Consider the following 17,487-nt stretch of genomic DNA (forward strand, 5'->3'; position numbering starts at 1 on the left):
GCGCGCCGGGCCATCGCCGTCGGACGTGGCTACTTGGCCAGCAGCGAGCGCAGCACGTACTGCATGATGCCGCCGTGCCGGTAGTAGTCGGCCTCGCCGGGGGTGTCGATGCGCACGACCGCGTCGAACTCGACGTCACCCGCCTTGACGTGGACGGTCGAGGGGATGGTGCCGGAGTTGAGCTCCTCGACACCGGTGATGTCGAAGACCTCCTCGCCGGTCAAACCGAGCGTCTCGGCGCTCTGGCCCTCGGGGTACTGCAGCGGCAGCACGCCCATGCCGATCAGGTTCGAGCGGTGGATGCGCTCGTAGGACTCGGCGATGACGGCGCGGACGCCGAGCAGCGCGGTGCCCTTGGCCGCCCAGTCACGGCTCGAACCCGAGCCGTACTCCTTGCCCGCCAGGACGACCAGCGGGGTGCCGGCGGCCTGGTAGTTGACCGAGGCGTCGTAGATGAACGACACCGGGCCCTCGCCCTGGGTGAAGTCGCGGGTGTAGCCGCCCTCGGTGCCCGGCGCGATCTGGTTGCGCAGCCGGATGTTGGCGAAGGTGCCGCGGATCATCACCTCGTGGTTGCCCCGGCGCGAGCCGTACGAGTTGAAGTCCTTGACGGCGACGCCGTTCTCCTGGAGGTACGTCGCGGCCGGGGTGCCGACCTTGATCGAACCGGCCGGGGAGATGTGGTCGGTGGTGACCGAGTCGCCCACCTTGACCAGCACGCGCGCGCCGGCGATGTCGGTCACCGGCTCCGGCTTCTCCGGCATGCCCTCGAAGTACGGGGGCTTGCGGACGTAGGTCGACTCGGCGTCCCACTCGAAGGTGTTGCCGGTCGGGATCGGCAGCGAGCGCCAGGTCTCGTCGCCCTTGAAGACGTCGGCGTAGTCGGCGGCGAACATCTCGCGGTCGATCGAGGTGCTCACGACCTCGGACACCTCCTGCGGGGAGGGCCAGATGTCCTTGAGGAAGACCGGCTCGCCGTCGGAGCCGACGCCCAGCGGCTCGTTGTCGAGGTCGATGTCCATCGTGCCGGCCAGCGCGTAGGCGACCACCAGCGGCGGCGAGGCCAGGTAGTTCATCTTCACGTCGGGGTTGATGCGGCCCTCGAAGTTGCGGTTGCCCGACAGCACCGCGGTGACCGCGAGGTCGTGCTGCTGGATGGCCGCCGAGATCTCCTCGGGCAGCGGGCCCGAGTTGCCGATGCAGGTGGTGCAGCCGTAGCCGACCAGGTTGAAGCCGATCTTGTCGAGGTACGGCTGGAGGCCGGAGCGCTCGAAGTAGCCGGTGACGACCTGGGAGCCCGGGGCGAGCGAGGTCTTGACCCACGGCTTGCGGGTCAGGCCCTTCTCCACCGCGTTGCGGGCCAGCAGCGCCGCGCCCAGCATCACGTACGGGTTGGAGGTGTTGGTGCAGCTCGTGATCGCGGCGATCGAGACGATGCCGTGGTCGATCTCGAAGCTCGTGCCGTCGGCCAGCGTCACCGGGACCGGCTTGTGCGGCCGGAAGCCGTTGGCCTGCGCGTTGGACGCGGGCGGGTCGGAGGCCGGGAAGGACTCCACGCCCTCCTCGTCGAGCGCGTCGGGCACGAAGACCTGCACGTCGCGGCGCCAGGTCTCCTTGGCGTCGGTCAGCGCGATGCGGTCCTGCGGGCGCTTCGGGCCGGCGATCGACGGCACGACGGTGCCGAGGTCGAGCTCGAGGTACTCGGAGAAGACCGGCTCGTTCGCGCTGTCCAGCCACATGCCCTGCGCCTTGGCGTAGGCCTCGACGAGGGCGATCTGCTCCTCGCTGCGGCCGGTCAGGCGCAGGTAGTCGGTGGTCTGGCCGTCGATCGGGAAGATCGCGCAGGTCGAGCCGAACTCGGGGCTCATGTTGCCGATCGTGGCGCGGTTGGCCAGCGGCACGCTGGAGACGCCCTCGCCGTAGAACTCGACGAACTTGCCGACCACGCCGTGCTTGCGCAGCATCTCGGTGACGGTCAGCACCAGGTCGGTCGCGGTCGCGCCGGCCGGGAGCTGGCCGGTCAGCTTGAAGCCGACCACCCGCGGGATGAGCATGGAGATCGGCTGGCCGAGCATCGCGGCCTCGGCCTCGATGCCGCCGACGCCCCAGCCCAGCACGCCGATGCCGTTCTCCATCGTGGTGTGGGAGTCGGTGCCGACGCAGGTGTCGGGGTAGGCCTTGCCGTCGCGGACCATGACGACGCGGGCGAGGTGCTCGATGTTGACCTGGTGCACGATGCCGGTGCCGGGCGGCACGACCTTGAACTCGTCGAAGGCCGTCTGGCCCCAGCGCAGGAACTGGTAGCGCTCGCGGTTGCGCTCGTACTCCCGCTCCACGTTGCGCTGGAAAGAGTCGGGGTGGCCGAAGTAGTCGACGATGACCGAGTGGTCAATGACCAGCTCGGCCGGGGCCAGCGGGTTGACCTTGGACGGGTCGCCGCCCAGGTCGCGCACGGCCTCGCGCATCGTCGCCAGGTCCACCACGCACGGCACGCCGGTGAAGTCCTGCATGATCACGCGAGCGGGCGTGAACTGGATCTCCACGCTCGGGGCCGCGTTCGGGTCCCACTCACCCAGCGCCCGGATGTGGTCGGCGGTGATGTTGGCGCCGTCCTCGGTGCGGAGGAGGTTCTCCAGCAGGATCTTCAGGCTGTACGGCAGGCGCGCCGAGCCCTCGACGGCGTCAAGCCGGAAAATCTCGTATGACGCATCGCCTACGCGTAGCGTGTCACGGCTGCCGAAGCTGTTCGCGGACACGGTGAATCGCCTCCTCGGTGGACCTGTGTTCAGTCAAATCCTGCCGCACCTCGGAGGGTGTTACGACGTTAGGTAACCCTAACCCGCAGGCCGCAGCGGATGTCTCGACGTCAAGATATCCCGGAAAGTATCTCGACATCAAGTTAAATGCCGCCACCCTGGATCACGAGCAGCCCGCGCCTCTCCCCCGCCGCCCCCGCCACCTGGCCGGACACCGGCCCAGCGGCCTGCGGAGCTCATCCGGAGCGGCCGTCCCAGCCAGGCCCAACCGGTCCCCAAGCCGTCTTTCCTACGGTCGGGCCATGAGATCACTCACCCGCTGGGCGGCGGCGCTCACCGCCCTCGTGCTCTCGCTCACCACGCTCACCCCGGCTCCGGCCTCGGCGAGCGTCCGGCTCCAGCTCACTCTCGAACTGCTGGTCGTCGACGACCAGAACGAGAGCGGCAACGACGAGATCGGCATCTTCTTCATCGCGCCGGTGGCGCCGGGCAAGAAGTACCTCATGTGGCCGGACGACCGCGACCGGATGAACGTCAACGCCGGCGACTGCTGGTACATCAACCTGGTCCGGGGCTGCCCGAACGGGTACACCAACAAGTCGGTGGGCGAGCAGGGCCCGCTGCCGATGTACTTCACCACCGGCGAGACCTGGACCTTCGAGATCTGGGAGGACGACGTCACCTCGTCCGACGACCTCATCCTGCGCGAGTCCTTCACCGTGGGCGAGGAGCCCTACCAGGAGCTGGTCTTCCGGGGCACCCGGAGCGGCGCGGACTACACGCTCTACGCCCGCCTGTCCTGACCGGCGCACCGCGAAGGCCGGAGGCCGGGCACGCTCAGCGCCCGACCTCCGCTCTTCCGGACCGCTAGATGGGGGCCAGCCGGACGAACAGCAGCCCCACGATGGCGACGGACAGCACCGGCGCCAGCACCTTGGTCTCGAACTTCTTCCCGGTCTTGATGCCGATCTTCCACGGCAGCACGAAGCGGGCGCCGAGCGGCCAGAGCACCGGGCAGCCCTTCTCCGTCATGCAGTCGCCGATCACGTGCATCAGGCAGCCCAGCCCGATGGCCAGGCCCATCCACGCGTAGCCCACGTCGAGCGAGCGGAAGACGACGTAGATGCCCGCGGTCAGGCCCACGTTCACCATCGCCGAGCCCAGCTTGTTGCCCGGGATGCCGATGCCGATGGCCCTTAACGCCAGCCCGACCATCAGCACCACCAGGATGTCGCGCCCGATCGGGTAGGTGTTGGCCAGCCAGTGCGCGCCGAATCCCATGCCGATGGCGAAGGCGAAGGAGTGCGTCATCCCGCGATGCCCGCCGGCCACCCAGTTGACGATCTTGCTCAGCAGCCAGGTGACCGGGCCGAAGGTCTGGGCGATCGTCGCGCTGGGATGGTCGAGGTCGGGCAGCATCGCGGCGCCGGCGCAGATCAACGCCCCGGCGATCAGCTCGGCCGGGGTCAGCGCGGTGGCCATGATCCCGGACTCGATGAACCGGCTCGACTCGTTCAGCAGCGGAAGTGCCGCGAGCGCCGGCGCCAGCGCTAACCAGCCGATCGCGCCGGTCATGGCGTGCGAGTGCCCCATCATGATCGGCACTCTACGACACCGGACCGACAGCCGGCGGGCCCCGCACGCCCTAGCCACAAGGCTTTCCGGTCACCTCGGGGTCACTTCCCGGCCACTCCCGAGCACTCCCCCGCGTTCGGGGCGACCCGGTGATTCCCGGACCTCCCGGACGGACCGTCTTCCGGGCAAAACAAAGACGAGGTCGTTACCGCAGCGACAGCACCCCCCAGCCCTGCCGACGCGGAACGACCTCGTCTGACTGGTCCAACGGTACCGTCCCGGGTCTTGTTCCCCAATTCCGCGACTTTTTCGTGATGTAGCTCACGTTGGCCGCTTTTCGGGATCCATTCGGACACGATTGCTTGCGAACGACTGGTTAGCGATATATCTTTGAAGCATCGAGAACGATCGAAGGAGTATCACCATGAACCACACACACGCCATGGGAGGCCACTGGCCCGACCCGCGCGAACTGCGCCGGGCGGCCCGCGAGGCCGTCAGGTCCATCGCCGAGAGCTGGGAGCGCGGCGCGCCGGGGCCGCGTCCGCACCCGCACCACGAGGGCGGGCCGCACGAGCACCGGCACCGCGGCCGGCGCGGACCCGGCCCCTTCCCGTTCGACTTCGGTCGCGGGCCCTGGGGCGGACCGGGCGGGCCGTTCGGTCCCCGCCACGGCGGCTGGGGCGGGCGGGGCCGCAAAGCCAAGCGCGGCGACGTGCGCGCCGCGATCCTCGCCCTGCTGTCGGAGGAGCCGCGCAACGGGTACCAGATCATCCAGGAGATCGCCCAGCGCAGCGAAGGCGGCTGGAAGCCCAGCCCCGGCGCCGTCTACCCGGCCCTCCAGCAGCTCACCGACGAGGGCCTCGTCATCGCGGAGGAGGCCGAGGGCCGCAAGACCTTCCGCCTCACCGAGACCGGGCTGGCCTACATCGCCGAGCACGCCGACGAGGTCCGCGCGCCCTGGGACGAGATGCGGCCCGACATCGACGACAACACCGCCGACCTGTGGGACATCGCCCGCCAGTCGGCGTTCGCGATGATGCAGATCCTGCAGACCGGGTCCGAGGCCCAGATCCGCGAGGCCCGCAAGGCGCTCAGCGACACGCGGCGCAAGCTCTACCAGACCCTCGCCGACGGCGACGGCGACGAGGAGTGACCGCGGCATGAGCGGCGAGCTGCGCATCGGCGACGCCGAGCGCGACCAGGTGACGGCCGCCCTGCGCGAGCACTACGCGCAGGGCCGCCTCACTCGTGAGGAACTCGACGAACGGCTCGAACTCGCGCTCACGTCCAAGACCGCGAGCGAGCTCTCCCGCGCCACCACCGACCTCCCCGGTCCCACCTCCGGTCCCGGCGCGCGCCCCTTCCACTCCGGGCCTCCCCCGCTCCCCGGTCTCCCCGGTCTCCCCGGTCTCCCCGGGTCCCCCGGCTCGTCCGGCTTCCCAGACCTTGCCGGGCCGTGGCAGCACGCGCCGGAGCGGTTCGCCGCCTGGCGGGAGGAGGCCGAGCGCCACGGGCTGGCCTGGCCCCCCGCCGACCGGGACGCCTGGCGCGCGGCCCTGCGCGCCCACCGCCAGGAGATGCGCCGCCTCCGCCACGAGGCCCACGCCCGGCGCCGGCACACCCCCTGGCCCCACGACGCGGCCGCCTGGAGTCAGGGCGCAGGCTGGGGCGGCCCCATGAGCCGCCGTCGCGGCCGGCCGGGGTATCCGTGGGGACCCCGCCGCGGGCCGGGCCCGTTCGTGCCCCTCCTGCTCCTCGCCCTGGCCGCCGGGCTGATCTTCGGCGGGTTCGGGGTGCTCAAGGTCCTGCTGGTGCTGTGGATCGGCTCGATGGTCTTCCACACCGTCCGCCGGGTACGGCAGGCCAGGTCCTAACGGCCGCGGGCCAGCTCGACCTGCTTCCTGAGCAGCCGGAGCTGGTCCGCGATCCCCTCCAGCCGCCAGTGCGCGTTGAGCCCGCTGGGGTTGGGCAGGACCCACACCTTCGCCCCGCCGACCTCCACGTCCTGGGGCCCGATCGCCGCCTTGGGCCGGGCGAAAGCCGTACGGTACGCCGAGATCCCGAGCACGGCGAGCACCACGGGCCGGACCTCCGCCACGAGCCGCGCCAGCCGTACCCCGCCCTCGCGCAGCTCCTCGGCGGTCAGCTCGGCGGCGGTGGCGCTGGGCCGGGCGACGATGTTGGTGATGCCGAGCCCGAAGCCCGGCAGCAGGTGCTGCTCGGCGGGCGTGAGGCGGCGCGGGGTGAAGCCGCTGAGGTGCAGGGCGGGCCAGAAGCGGTTGCCCGGCCGGGCGAAGTGGTGCCCGGTGGCCTCGGACATCAGCCCGGGGTTGATGCCGCAGAACAGCACGTCCAGGTCGGGCCCCAGCACATCCTCGATCACCGTCCCAGCCTACGGGCCGGCCGCCGGGGTTCAGCCCATGTCTTCGAGCCTGCGGCCCTTCGTCTCCTTCACGAACTTCGTCACGAAGAGGAAGGAGAGCGCGGCGAAGATCGCGTACCCCAGGTAGGTCATCGGCAGGTTCCACTCCGACAGCCGCGGGAACGACACGGTGACCGCCCAGTTGGCCACCCACTGCGCGGCCGCCGCGACCGAGAGCGCGGCGGCGCGGATCCGGTTGGGGAACATCTCCCCCAGCAGCACCCAGACCACCACACCCCACGACAGGGCGAAGAACAGCACGAACAGGTTGGCCGCCACCAGCGCGATCGTGCCCTGCGGGTCGGGCAGCCGCACGTCGTCGCCCGTGCCGACCGCCGCGCTGAACGCCCACGCCGCCGTGCCCAGGGACAGGGCCATGCCCGCCGAGCCGATCAGCAGCAGCGGCTTGCGCCCGACCCGGTCCACCAGCGAGATCGCGATCAGCGTGCCGACGATGTTGATCGCCGCGCTGATCACGCTGATCAGCAGCGACTGGCTCTGGTCGATGCCGACCGACTGCCACAGCGACGAGGAGTAGTAGAAGATCACGTTGATGCCGACGAGCTGCTGGAAGACCGAGAGGCCGATGCCGATCCAGACGATCGGCAGCAGGCCCAGCGCCGAGCCGCGCAGGTCGCGCAGGGTCGGCGCCTTCGAGCGCAGCAGCACGCTCTGGATCTCGCGCACCTGGGCGTCGAGGTCCACGTCGCTGTTCTCGACCTTGGCCAGCACCTCGCGGGCCTCGGCGTTGCGCCCCACCGAGACCAGGAAGCGCGGGGACTCCGGGATGATCGACGCGAACAGCAGGTAGGCCAGCGCCGGGATCAGGCACGCGCCCAGCATCCACTGCCAGGCCTCCAGGCCCCACAGGACGTTGTTCACGTTCCCGCCCGCCACCTGGGCGATGCCGTAGTTGACGAGCTGCGACACCGCGATGCCCAGCACGATCGCCAGTTGCTGGAAGGAGCCCAACCGCCCGCGGTAGGCCGCCGGGGCCACCTCCGCGATGTAGGCCGGGCCCAGCACCGAGGCCATGCCGATCGCCGCGCCGGCCAGCACGCGCCAGATCGCCAGGTCCCAGATCGCGAACGGCAGCATCTGCCCGATCGAGCTCACCGCGAACAGCACGGCGGCGATCTGCATCGTCCGGGTGCGGCCCCACCGGTCGGCCAGCCCGCCCGCGAACCACGCGCCGACCGCCGAGCCCAGCAACGCGATGGCGACCACGAAGCCGGTCTCGACCGCGCCCACGTCGAAGTGCTTCTGGATGCCGGTGACCGCGCCGTTGATCACCGAGCTGTCGTAGCCGAACAGGAAACCGCCCAACGCGGCCGCCGCTGCGATGAACACGACGTGCCGCAGGTGCTCCTGCCGGCCGGGCTGAGTCGTTGCCATGTAGGTCCCCCTCGCGAGGGACCTACCCGTTCGTCACTCTCTGTACGTGATCGATGACCGAACCTTGACCACACCCGGCCGCGGGTTCACAGGCGCGGGTCGACCGGCTCCGACTCCAGGGCCAGCACGCCGAAGACCGGCTCGTGGATCCGCCACAGCGGGTCGCCGTCGGCCAGGCGGGCCAGCGCCTCCAGACCCAGCGCGTGCTCGCGCAGGGCGAGCGAGCGCTTCTTGCCGAGGAAACGCCGGCGCAGCAGGTCGAGGGAGTCGGTGTAGTCGGGGCCGTAGATGATCCGCAGGTACTCGCGGCCACGAACCTTGACCCCAGGCTGCACCCGCGCGGGCGGACGCTTGGGCGGCGCGCCGTCCGGGTGAGTGCCCTCGGCGGGCTGGACGCGGCCGGTCGGCGGCTGCACGGCGGGCTTGACGACCATGCCCTCGCCGCCGCCCGCGGTGAGCTCCTCCCACCACGCGGTGGCCGCCGCCCTCGACTCGGCCGAGCCGAGGGTGACGAAACGGTGGCGGGTGGGCGTGATCAGCTCGTGGTCGAGCAGCCCGAGCGTCGACAGGTGCCAGGCGTGCGGCTCCAGCGCGCTCGCCCGCCCCTCGCACGCCAGGATCTGGAAGGGCGCCAGCCGTATCCCCTCCAGCCCGTCGACGGGCCAGCAGTAACGCGCATAGGCGTCGCGGAACAGGGCAGCGTTGTCCTGGCGACGTCGGGCGCGGTCCAGCAACCCGCCCACATCCAGGCCGCGTCCGGCTGCCGCCGTGAGCGCGGCGACCGCCTCGGGCAGCGCGGCCCCGGCGGCGGCGCCGACGGAGGCGTACTGCGTGCGGATCAGGTCGAGCGCCTTGGCCGACCAGGGCAGGAGCTCGCAGTCCAGGATCACCCAGTCGGAGTCGAGCGCCTTCCAGAGCGGCGCGACCGCCTCCCGCAGCCGCTCGACCAGAGGGCCGGTGTCGGCGAAGAAGGGCCGCCCGGTGCGGGTGTAGACCGAGCCGCTGCTGCCGTCGGTGATCCCGAAGCGCGCCGCCGCGACCTCGGGGGTCCTGGTCAGTACGGCTATCGCCCGCGAGCCCATGTGCTTCTCCTCGCACACGACCTCCGTCACCCCCGCGGCGGCGAACTCCTCGAACGCCTCGTGCGGGTGCTCCAGGTAGCCGTCGAGCGGGGAGGTCTGGGGCGGGGCCATGGTCGGCGGCAGATACAGCAGCCAGCGCGGGTCGACGGCGAACCGGCTCATGACCTCCAGCGCGGTCGCCGCGTTCTCCTCCTGGATCTTGATGCGGCCGCCGTACCTGGTCTCGATGTGCCGGGTGCCCTGGACGTCGTTGATGTCCAGGGTGCCGGGGTCGCGGTAGCCGGGCGCGGACAGCGGCTTGACCGGCTCGTACCACATCTGCTCGGCGGGCACCGAGACCAGCTCGCGCTCCGGGTAGCGCAGCGCGGTGAGCTCGCCGCCGAAGACCACCCCGGTGTCGAGGCAGATCGTGTTGTTGATCCACTCCGGCTTGGTCGTGGGCGTGTGCCCGTAGACGACCATCGCCCGGCCGCGGTACTCCTGCGCCCACGGGTAACGCACCGGCAGGCCGTACTCGTCGGTCTCCCCGGTCGTGTCCCCGTACAGCGCGAAGCTGCGCACGCGGCCCGACGCGCGCCCGTGGTAGGACTCCTTGAGCCCCGCGTGCGCGACGACCAGGTTGCCGCCGTCGAGCAGGTAGTGGCTGAGCAGGCCGTCCATGAAGATCCGGGCGTCCTCGACGAAGACCGGATCGGCCGCGGCGAGCTGGTCGAGCGACTCCTGCAGGCCGTGCGCGACCCGGACCTTGCGGCCGTTGAGCGCGCGCACCAGCTTCTGCTCGTGGTTGCCCGCGACGCAGATCGCCCGGCCCGCGGCGACCATGGACATCACCAGGCGCAGCACGCCCGGCGTGTCCGGTCCGCGGTCGACCAGGTCGCCGACGAACACCGCGGTGCGGCCGGCGGGGTGCGAGGCGTCGGTCCACCTGCCCTCGGCGTCGCGCACGGGCTCCCAGCCGAGCCGCTCCAGCAGCGTCTCCAGCTCCGAGCGGCAGCCGTGCACGTCACCGATGATGTCGAACGGCCCGGTGAGGTCCTTCTTGTTCGACCAGGACTTGTCGTAGCCGATCGTGGTGGCGTCGATCTGCTCCTGGCCGCGCAGGACGTGCACCTTGCGGAAGCCGTCGCGGTTGATCCGGCTGAGCGAGCGGCGCAGGTCCTTGCGCTGGCGGATCACCACGCCCGCGCCGAAGTCGCGGTCGGGCCGGGACTCGTTGCGGGCGATGGCGATCTCGTCGGAGACGTCCAGGACGATCGCCTCGGCCAGCACGTCGTGCCGCTTGGCCAGGTCGATCAGGGATTTGCGGGCCTCGTACTGCACGTTGGTGGCGTCGACCACGGTCAGCAGGCCCCTGGCCAGGCGGACGCCCACGATGTGGTGCAGCAGCTCGAACGCCTGCGGGGTGGCGCTCTGGTCGTTCTCGTCGTCGGAGACCAGGCCACGGCAGTAGTCCGAGGAGATCACCTGGGTGGGCTTGAAGTGCTTCGCGGCGAAGGTGGACTTGCCGCTGCCGGAGACTCCCACCAGGACGACCAGGGAGAGCTCGGGGACTCGGATCTCAGCCACGGGAGCCGTCCTTCGTGTCGGTGACCGTCTCGGCGTCGGCCGGGGTCAGCTTGCTGAACACCGCCATCTGGGTGGGCGGGCCCAGCTCGGGGTCCTCCTCGCCGACCGGGCGGTAGCTCACCTGGTAGCCGTACTGCGCGGCGGCCCGGCCGGCCCAGTCGCGGAACTCGGCCCGGGACCACTCGAAGCGGTGGTCCTTGTGCCGCAGGCCGACGAGGGACTCGTACCGGACGTTGTACTCGACGTTCGGGGTCGTGACGAGCACGTGGCCGGGGGCGGCGTGGCCGAAGACCACACGTTCGAGCGCGGCCAGCCTGGGCGGGTCGACGTGCTCGATCACCTCCATGAGCACCGCGGCGTCGTAGCCGGTGAACCGCTTGTCGGTGTAGGTCAGCGCGGACTGGAAGAGGGTCAGGCGGGCGCGCTTGCTGTCGGGCATGCGGTCCAGGCGGAGCTTGCGGGCGGCGATCGTCAGGGCCAGGACCGAGACGTCCGTGCCGGCCACGCGGGCGAAGCGGCGGTCGGCGAGCAGGGCGCCGACCAGTTCGCCGCCGCCGCAGCCCAGGTCGAGCACGCTGCTCGCGCCCAGCTCGGCCAGCATCGCCACGACGCTCTCGCGGCGCTGGAGGCTGAGCGACTTGGGCCTGACCCCAGGCTCGGCGGACCCGTCCGCGGGCTCCGCGGACCCGCTCGAAGGCTCCGCGGACCCGCTCGAAGGCTCCGCGGACCCGCTCGAAGGCTCCGCGGACCCGCTCGAAGGCTCCGCGGACCCGCTCGAAGGCTCGGCGGACCCGTCCGAAGGCTCGGCGGCTGCGGTTTCGGAGGCGGTGGCCTCGTCGAGGGCGGTCTCGCCGGGTGCGGCGTCCTCGGCGACGGCGGGCTCCAGCGACTCCTCGGTCTCGTCGCCCAGCTCGGCCAGCCGGGCCAGCGCGGCCCGGGCCAGCGTGGGCCGGCGGCCGAGGTACCGCCGCGTGATCAGCCCCCGCTCGGGGTGCGCCCCCAGCCAGCCGCCCGCGGCCCGGATGAGCTTGTCCACCTCGTCCGGCGCGATCCAGTAGTGCTTGGCGTCGTCGAGCACCGGCAACAGCACGTACAGGTGGTTGAGCGCATCGGCCAGCCGCAGCGTCCCGCGCAGGGTCAGGGACAGGTACCGCGAGTCGCCCCACTCGGGGAACCGCTCGTCGAGCGGCACGGCGACCGCCTCCACCGCCCACCCGAGCGGCTCGAACAACCGCCGCGCCAGGTCCGCGCCGCCCCGGCAGGGCAGCGCGGGCAGGGTGAGTTCCAGGGGCAGCGCGGTGTCCGGGAGCTCGGGCTTGGCCTTGCACCGCCCGGCGCGGGCCGTGCGGAAGACGTCGCCCAGCGCGACCGCGAGCAGCGAGGAGGCGGCGTAGGGGCGGTCGTTGACGTACTGCGACAGGCTGAAGTCCGGCGAGGAGGCCCCGCGGCTGCGGACCAGCTTGACGGGGTCGACGTCCAGCAGGAGCGCGGCGGTGCAGCGTTCGTCGCCGGCCTCTGGGTAGAACACCGCGGCCGTGCCGAAGGACTGGCTGAACTCCTGCACTCTGCCGGGATGCTTGTGCAGGAGAAAGCCCAGGTCGGTGGCGGGTTTCCGGGTCGTCGAGATCGTCAGCAGCACGTCCACAGTCTGCCGCACCGGCGAGCGGTGCGGCCAACGGGTTTCCGTGCTCAGACCTGTGGGAGGACCTCCGCGGCGAGGAGTTCGAGGTGGTCCAGGTCGGCCAGGTCGAGAACCTGCAGGTAGATCCGGGACGCGCCCAGCTCCCCGAAGCGGCCGATCTTGTCCACGACCTCCGCGGGCGTGCCGGCCAGGCCGGTGGCGCGCAGGGCGTCGAGGGGCTGGCCGATGGCCGCGGCGCGGCGGTCGAGTTCGGCGGCGTCCCGGCCCACGCAGACGGTCTGGGCGGCCGAGTACTCCAGGGTGCGGCCGGCGTCGGTGGCGGCCTGCCGTACGCGGGAGAAGTGGGTGCCGGTGGTCTCCAGCGCCTGGAAGGGCACGTTGTACTCGTCGGCGTACCGGGCCGCCAGGCGCGGGGTGCGCTTGGGGCCGAAGCCGCCGATGATGAGCGGCGGGCCGCCGGGCTGGACGGGCTTCGGCAGGGCGGGCGAGTCGACCAGGCGGTAGTGGGCGCCGTCGAAGGAGTACGGCTTCTCCGCGGCCCACAGGCCCTTGATGATCTCCACCTGCTCCTCGAAGCGGGCGAACCGCTCGCCGACCGGCGGGAACGGGACGCCGTAGGAGCTGTGCTCGGTGTCGAACCAGCCCGTGCCGAAGCCGAACTCGACCCGGCCGCCGCTCATCTGGTCGACCTGCGCGACGCTGATCGCCAGCGGGCCGGGCAGCCGGAAGGTGGCCGGGGTGACCAGGGTGCCGAGGCGGATGCGCGAGGTCTCCCGGGCCAGCCCGGCGAGGGTGATCCAGGCGTCCGTGGAGCCGGGGCCCGGGTCGCCCTGGCCGATGCGCTGGTAGTGGTCGGAGCGGAAGAAGGCGTCGAATCCGAGGCGCTCGGTGGCTTGCGCGACGGCGAGCAGGTCGTCGTAGGTGGCCCCTTGCTGGGGCTCGGTGAAGATCCGCAGCTTCATGTTCCCCATTATCCGGGCGTATCACGGCAAGCCTTGCTATGGTTCCGGTCCGTAATCGGATAGCCACTAGGAGTGGCCATGGCTGAGCATCGCCGGGCTCCCGGCACCCTGCCCCGCTCGCTCGCCATCCTCGCGGGGCTGGCGCTCGCGGGGGCGACCGGGGCGGCCGTCTGGATGCTGCCGTCCCAGGCGCAGCCGGACCGGGCGGGCGCGTCCCAGGCCGGGGCGCCGCCCAGGCCCAGCGTGAGCGCGCGCTCGGGTCCCGTGCCGTTACCGTCCGGCGCGGCCGTGGCGCGGGTGCCCGGGACGTTCGTGTCCTACGTGGACACCGGGCGGACGCCCGTGCCCGACCTGCCCGGCGAGGCCCGCCGCGGCGGCGTGCGCTGGTTCATGCTCGGCCACGTCGTGGCCGGCGACGGCGGGTGCGCGCCGGTGTGGCGCGGGCGCACCGACCAGAGCGGCGTACGGCTGGCCGAGACCGTCCGGCGGCTGCGGGCCGCGGGCGGCGAGCCCCTGATCGCCTTCGGCGCCCCGCCGGCGGCCACCCCCGCATCCCCCCAGACCGGCACCCGCCGCTCCCCGCAAACGCGCACCCGCCCCTCCACCGCCTCCCTCACCTCACCCGCCTCCCTCACCTCACCCGCCTCCCTCACCTCACCCGCCTCCCTCACCTCACCGGCCTCCAGCCGCGATCTGGCCGACGCCTGCGCGAAGCCCCCCTTGCTGGCCAACGCCTACCGCCGGGTCCTCCAGGCGTTCACCGCCGCCCACGCCGCGTTCGAGATCCACGACACCTCCACCAGGACCACCCTCCGCCGCGCCGAAGCCCTGCGCGCACTCCAGACCGAGGCCAGGACCCAGGGCAAGCGGCTGCACGTCACCTTCACCCTCCCCCTCGACCAGGCCGGACAGGTCGTGCGCCTCACCACCCAGGCGGGCGCGACCGTGGACACGGTGAACCTGCTCGCCCCCATGGAGCCGCAGTCGGCTCCCGACGGCCGGATGCGCCGCCTGGCCGCGGACCTGCGGAAGGCGAACGCCGCGGTGGCGCTGGCGACGGGCGACGACCCGGCCCAGGCGTGGCGGCGGATCGCGGTGACGCCGGTCCTGGCCGCGCCGGGCGACCTCAGCGAGCTGGACGCGCGCAAGCTGGCGGTGTTCGCCGCGCGGTACGGCCTGGCGTGGCTCTCGGTGCGCGGAGCCGTACCATCAGGGGATATACCCGGCATTCTGGCTCGCGCCCGCGGCTAGACTGGCCCGTGTGACCCGTCCCGAAGTAGCACGAAAAATCCTCGTGTACTGGATGGACGGCACCGTGGCCTTCCTGGGCCTCCTCTACCTGATGTCCGTGCTCGGCGCGGCCATGAGCGGCACGATCTCCCTCGCCGTCGCGGGCGTGCTGACCGTCTGCCTCGCCGGCGTCTGCGTGATCTTCGCGCTCGTGCTGCGCATCGCCTTCGCCGGCCGCCCCCGTCCCACCCTGCTGCTGGCCGTCATGGGCGTGCTGGCGGTGACCGCGGTGGCGCTCGTCCCACCGGGCGGCGCCGCGGCGTCGGGCTGGGACACCATCGTCCTGCTGTGGGTGTCGATCAGCGGCCTGTTCCTGCACCGGGGCATCACCGCGGCCCTCGCGGTGGCCGCCGTCGCCGGGACGACCGTGCGGCTGCACCTCGTCGGCGGCCATGACTGGCTCGCCCAGGCGATCGTGCTCTCCATCGCCATGATCGCGATGACCTTCGGGCTGTGGCTCTGGCTCTGGCTGTGGCGCACGATCAGGGAGGCGTACGAGAGCAAGGAGGCCAAGGCCCGGCTCGCGGTGACCGAGGAACGGCTGCGTTTCTCCCGCGACCTGCACGACCTGCTGGGCCGCAGCCTCGTCATGCTCTCGCTGAAGAGCGAGCTGGCCGGCAAGCTCGGCTCGGCCGAGGAGATGCGCCAGGTGCACCGGCTGGCCGGCGAGGCGCTGAGCCAGCTCCACGCCACCGCCACCGGGCTGCGCGCACTCGACCTCGACGAGGAACTGGCCGAGGGACGCGGCGTGCTGGAGTCCATCGGCGTGCGCTGCACGGTCGAGACCGGCGCCGCCGCGCAGCTCCCCCCGCACTCGCGCGACCTGCTGGCCTGGGTGGTGCGCGAGGGCACCACGAACATCCTCAAGCACAGCACCCCGACCCACTGCCTGATCAAACTGGACGGCGGCGTGCTGGAGATCCGCAACGACGGCGTACGGCCCGCCTCCGACCAGCACGGGTCGGGCTTGGAAGGCCTCGCCGAGCGGCTGACCACGGGGGGCGGCTCGCTCCGGGCCGAGCAGGTGGGCGAGACCGAGTTCGTGCTCAGAGCGGCGGTCCCCGCATGACCTCCGCCGTCGCCACCTCCGCCCCCGCTCGGCGGCGCTCCCTGCGCGCCCGGGTGCGCGAGGCCTCCCGGCTGGACAAGATCCGCTGGCTGATGGTCTATTCGGTCGACGTCATGATGCTGGTGCTCGGCCTCGGCTTCGTCCAGCTCCTCGCCATGGCCGACATCGACGGCTACCCCACCCCGCTGGCCGTCGCCGCCGCGCTCCTGCTGGCCGTGCTGTACGCGCTGGCCACCCGGCCGTTCCGGATCCTCGTGGCCGGCCGCCCGACGCCGGTCCGGCTGCTGGTGATCGCCGGGGTGATCACCCTCTGCCTCACCGCGCTCGGGCTGATCGTGACGTTCCCGGTGTACCTGGCGATGCTCGCCCCGTTCGTCCGCAAGCGGGTGATCCTGCTGCTCGGCGGCCTGTTCCTCGCCGGTGCCACCGCCATGCTGATGATCTACGCGCCGGAGGCCGCCCCCGACGTCGCCCTGCTGCTCGTCATCGCCGAGGCCGTGCTCGTCGGCAGCGTCCTGGCCAACCTGTGGCTGTGGCGGATCGCGGTCGAGGCGCACGACGGCGAGGAGGCCAAGGCCAAGCTGGCCGTCTCCGAGGAGCGGCTGCGCCTGGCCCGCGAGCTGAACGCGCTGCTCGGGCAGAGCCTGTCGGACATCTCCGTCAAGAGCTACCAGGCCGCCACGCTGGCCGACGAGGGCGAGGGCGAGGCCGCCGCGCGGCAGATGTTCGAGGTGCGGGACCGGGCGCGGGTCTCGCTCAAGGAAGTCCGCGCCGCCGTACAGGACTACCGGGCGCTCAGCCTGGACGAGACGCTCGCCAGCGTGCGCGCGGTCCTGGAGGCGGCGGGCGTGGAGTGCGCCGTGCGGGTGCGGGCGGCCGGCCTGCCGGCCGCCGGCCTCACCCTGCTGGCCGCCGCCGTCCGCGAGGGCACCACCGTGATCCTCCGCCACGGTACGGCGAAGCGGTGCGTGATATCGATCGAGAAGGGAGTGCTGGAGATGACCAACGACGGCACGCGGGAGCCGGGCGACCTCGACGCCCTGGCCGAACGCGCGGCTGCCGCGGGCGCCGCCCTCACTCCCCTGCCCGGCCCCGGGGCCGGCTTCATCCTGAAGGTGGCCGCATGATCCGCGTCCTGCTCGCCGACGACGAGCACCTCATCCGCGGCGCCATCGCCGCCCTGCTCGACCTGGAGGACGGCATCCAGGTCATCGCCCAGGTGGGCCGGGGCGACGAGGTCGCCGCCGCGGTCGCCGAGCACCGGCCGGACGTGGCGGTGCTCGACATCGAGATGCCCGGCATGGACGGCCTGGCCGCCGCGGAACGGATCAGCGGCCAGTGCTCCATCGTCATCCTGACCAGTCTCGGCCGGCCGGGCTACCTGCGCCGGGCCATGGCCGCGGGCGTGAGCGGCTTCCTGGGCAAGGACGCCTCCGCCGAGGAACTCGCCCGCGCGATCCGCAAGGTGCACGGCGGCGGGCGCTACCTCGACGCCGACCTGGCCGCCGCCGCGATGACCGCCGGGGACAGCCCGCTCACCGACCGTGAGACCGACGCCCTGCGCCTGGCCGCCGACGGCGCCGCCGTCTCCAAGATCGCCACAGAGCTGCACCTCACCGAGGGCACCGTGCGCAACTACCTGTCCAGCGCGATGACCAAGCTCAACGCCCAGAACCGCCTGGAGGCGATCCGCACGGCCCAGCGCATGGGCTGGCTGTGACCGCC

The 17,487-nt window shown here is 72.0% G+C and carries 14 protein-coding genes; 7 read left to right on the forward strand and 7 right to left on the reverse strand.

Annotation, left to right across the window (positions count from 1 at the left end; genetic code table 11):
• Positions 1 to 29 precede the first annotated feature (29 nt).
• Positions 30 to 2,756: an aconitate hydratase AcnA gene (gene acnA / locus AB0I67_RS11315; protein ID WP_357921287.1), complete on the reverse strand. Its 2,727-nt coding sequence runs from the start codon at positions 2,754 to 2,756 to the stop codon at positions 30 to 32.
• Between the two features lie 302 nt (positions 2,757 to 3,058).
• Between acnA and AB0I67_RS11320 the strand changes: the two genes are divergently transcribed.
• On the forward strand, positions 3,059 to 3,559 hold the full coding sequence (locus tag AB0I67_RS11320; protein WP_357921290.1) for a hypothetical protein: 501 nt from the start codon (positions 3,059 to 3,061) through the stop codon (positions 3,557 to 3,559).
• A gap of 64 nt (positions 3,560 to 3,623) precedes the next feature.
• Here the strand turns inward: AB0I67_RS11320 and AB0I67_RS11325 are convergent, their stop codons facing one another.
• Complete coding sequence (locus tag AB0I67_RS11325; protein ID WP_357921293.1) at positions 3,624 to 4,352, reverse strand: metal-dependent hydrolase; 729 nt, start codon at positions 4,350 to 4,352, stop codon at positions 3,624 to 3,626.
• A gap of 403 nt (positions 4,353 to 4,755) precedes the next feature.
• Between AB0I67_RS11325 and AB0I67_RS11330 the strand changes: the two genes are divergently transcribed.
• Together AB0I67_RS11330 and AB0I67_RS11335 are read left to right on the forward strand one after the other, a co-directional pair.
• Positions 4,756 to 5,487 carry a PadR family transcriptional regulator gene (locus AB0I67_RS11330; RefSeq protein WP_357921296.1) on the forward strand — a complete coding sequence of 244 codons (732 nt, stop codon included), beginning with the start codon at positions 4,756 to 4,758 and terminating at the stop codon, positions 5,485 to 5,487.
• A 7-nt stretch (positions 5,488 to 5,494) separates the two neighbouring features.
• Positions 5,495 to 6,208 carry a DUF1707 domain-containing protein gene (locus AB0I67_RS11335; protein WP_357921298.1) on the forward strand — a complete coding sequence of 238 codons (714 nt, stop codon included), beginning with the start codon at positions 5,495 to 5,497 and terminating at the stop codon, positions 6,206 to 6,208.
• Here the strand turns inward: AB0I67_RS11335 and mug are convergent.
• The 5 genes from mug to AB0I67_RS11360 all read right to left on the reverse strand — a co-directional run bounded on the left by mug (position 6,205) and on the right by AB0I67_RS11360 (position 13,403).
• A complete protein-coding gene (gene mug / locus AB0I67_RS11340) occupies positions 6,205 to 6,717 on the reverse strand; it encodes a G/U mismatch-specific DNA glycosylase (protein WP_357921301.1) in 513 nt (170 codons plus the stop codon). The genes AB0I67_RS11335 and mug overlap by 4 nt on opposite strands.
• Positions 6,718 to 6,747: 30 nt before the next feature.
• Entirely contained in the window at positions 6,748 to 8,151 is a 1,404-nt protein-coding gene (locus tag AB0I67_RS11345; protein ID WP_357921304.1) for a sugar porter family MFS transporter, read from the reverse strand.
• Between the two features lie 86 nt (positions 8,152 to 8,237).
• Complete coding sequence (locus tag AB0I67_RS11350; protein WP_357921307.1) at positions 8,238 to 10,799, reverse strand: polynucleotide kinase-phosphatase; 2,562 nt, start codon at positions 10,797 to 10,799, stop codon at positions 8,238 to 8,240.
• Positions 10,792 to 12,438: a 3' terminal RNA ribose 2'-O-methyltransferase Hen1 gene (locus AB0I67_RS11355; RefSeq protein WP_357922167.1), complete on the reverse strand. Its 1,647-nt coding sequence runs from the start codon at positions 12,436 to 12,438 to the stop codon at positions 10,792 to 10,794. The genes AB0I67_RS11350 and AB0I67_RS11355 overlap by 8 nt, the downstream gene beginning before the upstream one ends.
• 50 nt (positions 12,439 to 12,488) lie before the next feature.
• On the reverse strand, positions 12,489 to 13,403 hold the full coding sequence (locus AB0I67_RS11360) for an LLM class F420-dependent oxidoreductase (RefSeq protein ID WP_357921310.1): 915 nt from the start codon (positions 13,401 to 13,403) through the stop codon (positions 12,489 to 12,491).
• 78 nt (positions 13,404 to 13,481) lie between these two features.
• Between AB0I67_RS11360 and AB0I67_RS11365 the strand changes: the two genes are divergently transcribed.
• From AB0I67_RS11365 to AB0I67_RS11380, 4 genes are read left to right on the forward strand one after another with little or no spacing between them, the layout of a single operon-like run.
• Positions 13,482 to 14,654 (forward strand): hypothetical protein, encoded by a 1,173-nt coding sequence (locus AB0I67_RS11365; protein WP_357921313.1) that lies wholly within the window; start codon positions 13,482 to 13,484, stop codon positions 14,652 to 14,654.
• Positions 14,655 to 14,664: 10 nt separating this feature from the next.
• Positions 14,665 to 15,762 carry a histidine kinase gene (locus AB0I67_RS11370; RefSeq protein WP_357921316.1) on the forward strand — a complete coding sequence of 366 codons (1,098 nt, stop codon included), beginning with the start codon at positions 14,665 to 14,667 and terminating at the stop codon, positions 15,760 to 15,762.
• The gene (locus tag AB0I67_RS11375) at positions 15,759 to 16,889 is read left to right on the forward strand and encodes a histidine kinase (protein WP_357921319.1); all 1,131 of its coding nucleotides are present in this window, start codon (positions 15,759 to 15,761) and stop codon (positions 16,887 to 16,889) included. The genes AB0I67_RS11370 and AB0I67_RS11375 overlap by 4 nt, the downstream gene beginning before the upstream one ends.
• On the forward strand, positions 16,886 to 17,482 hold the full coding sequence (locus AB0I67_RS11380; protein WP_357921322.1) for a response regulator transcription factor: 597 nt from the start codon (positions 16,886 to 16,888) through the stop codon (positions 17,480 to 17,482). Before AB0I67_RS11375 ends, AB0I67_RS11380 begins: the two co-directional genes overlap by 4 nt.
• Positions 17,483 to 17,487 lie beyond the last annotated feature (5 nt).

It is taken from the genome of Nonomuraea sp. NPDC050310 (assembly GCF_040655795.1).
Classification (GTDB): Bacteria; Actinomycetota; Actinomycetes; order Streptosporangiales; family Streptosporangiaceae; genus Nonomuraea.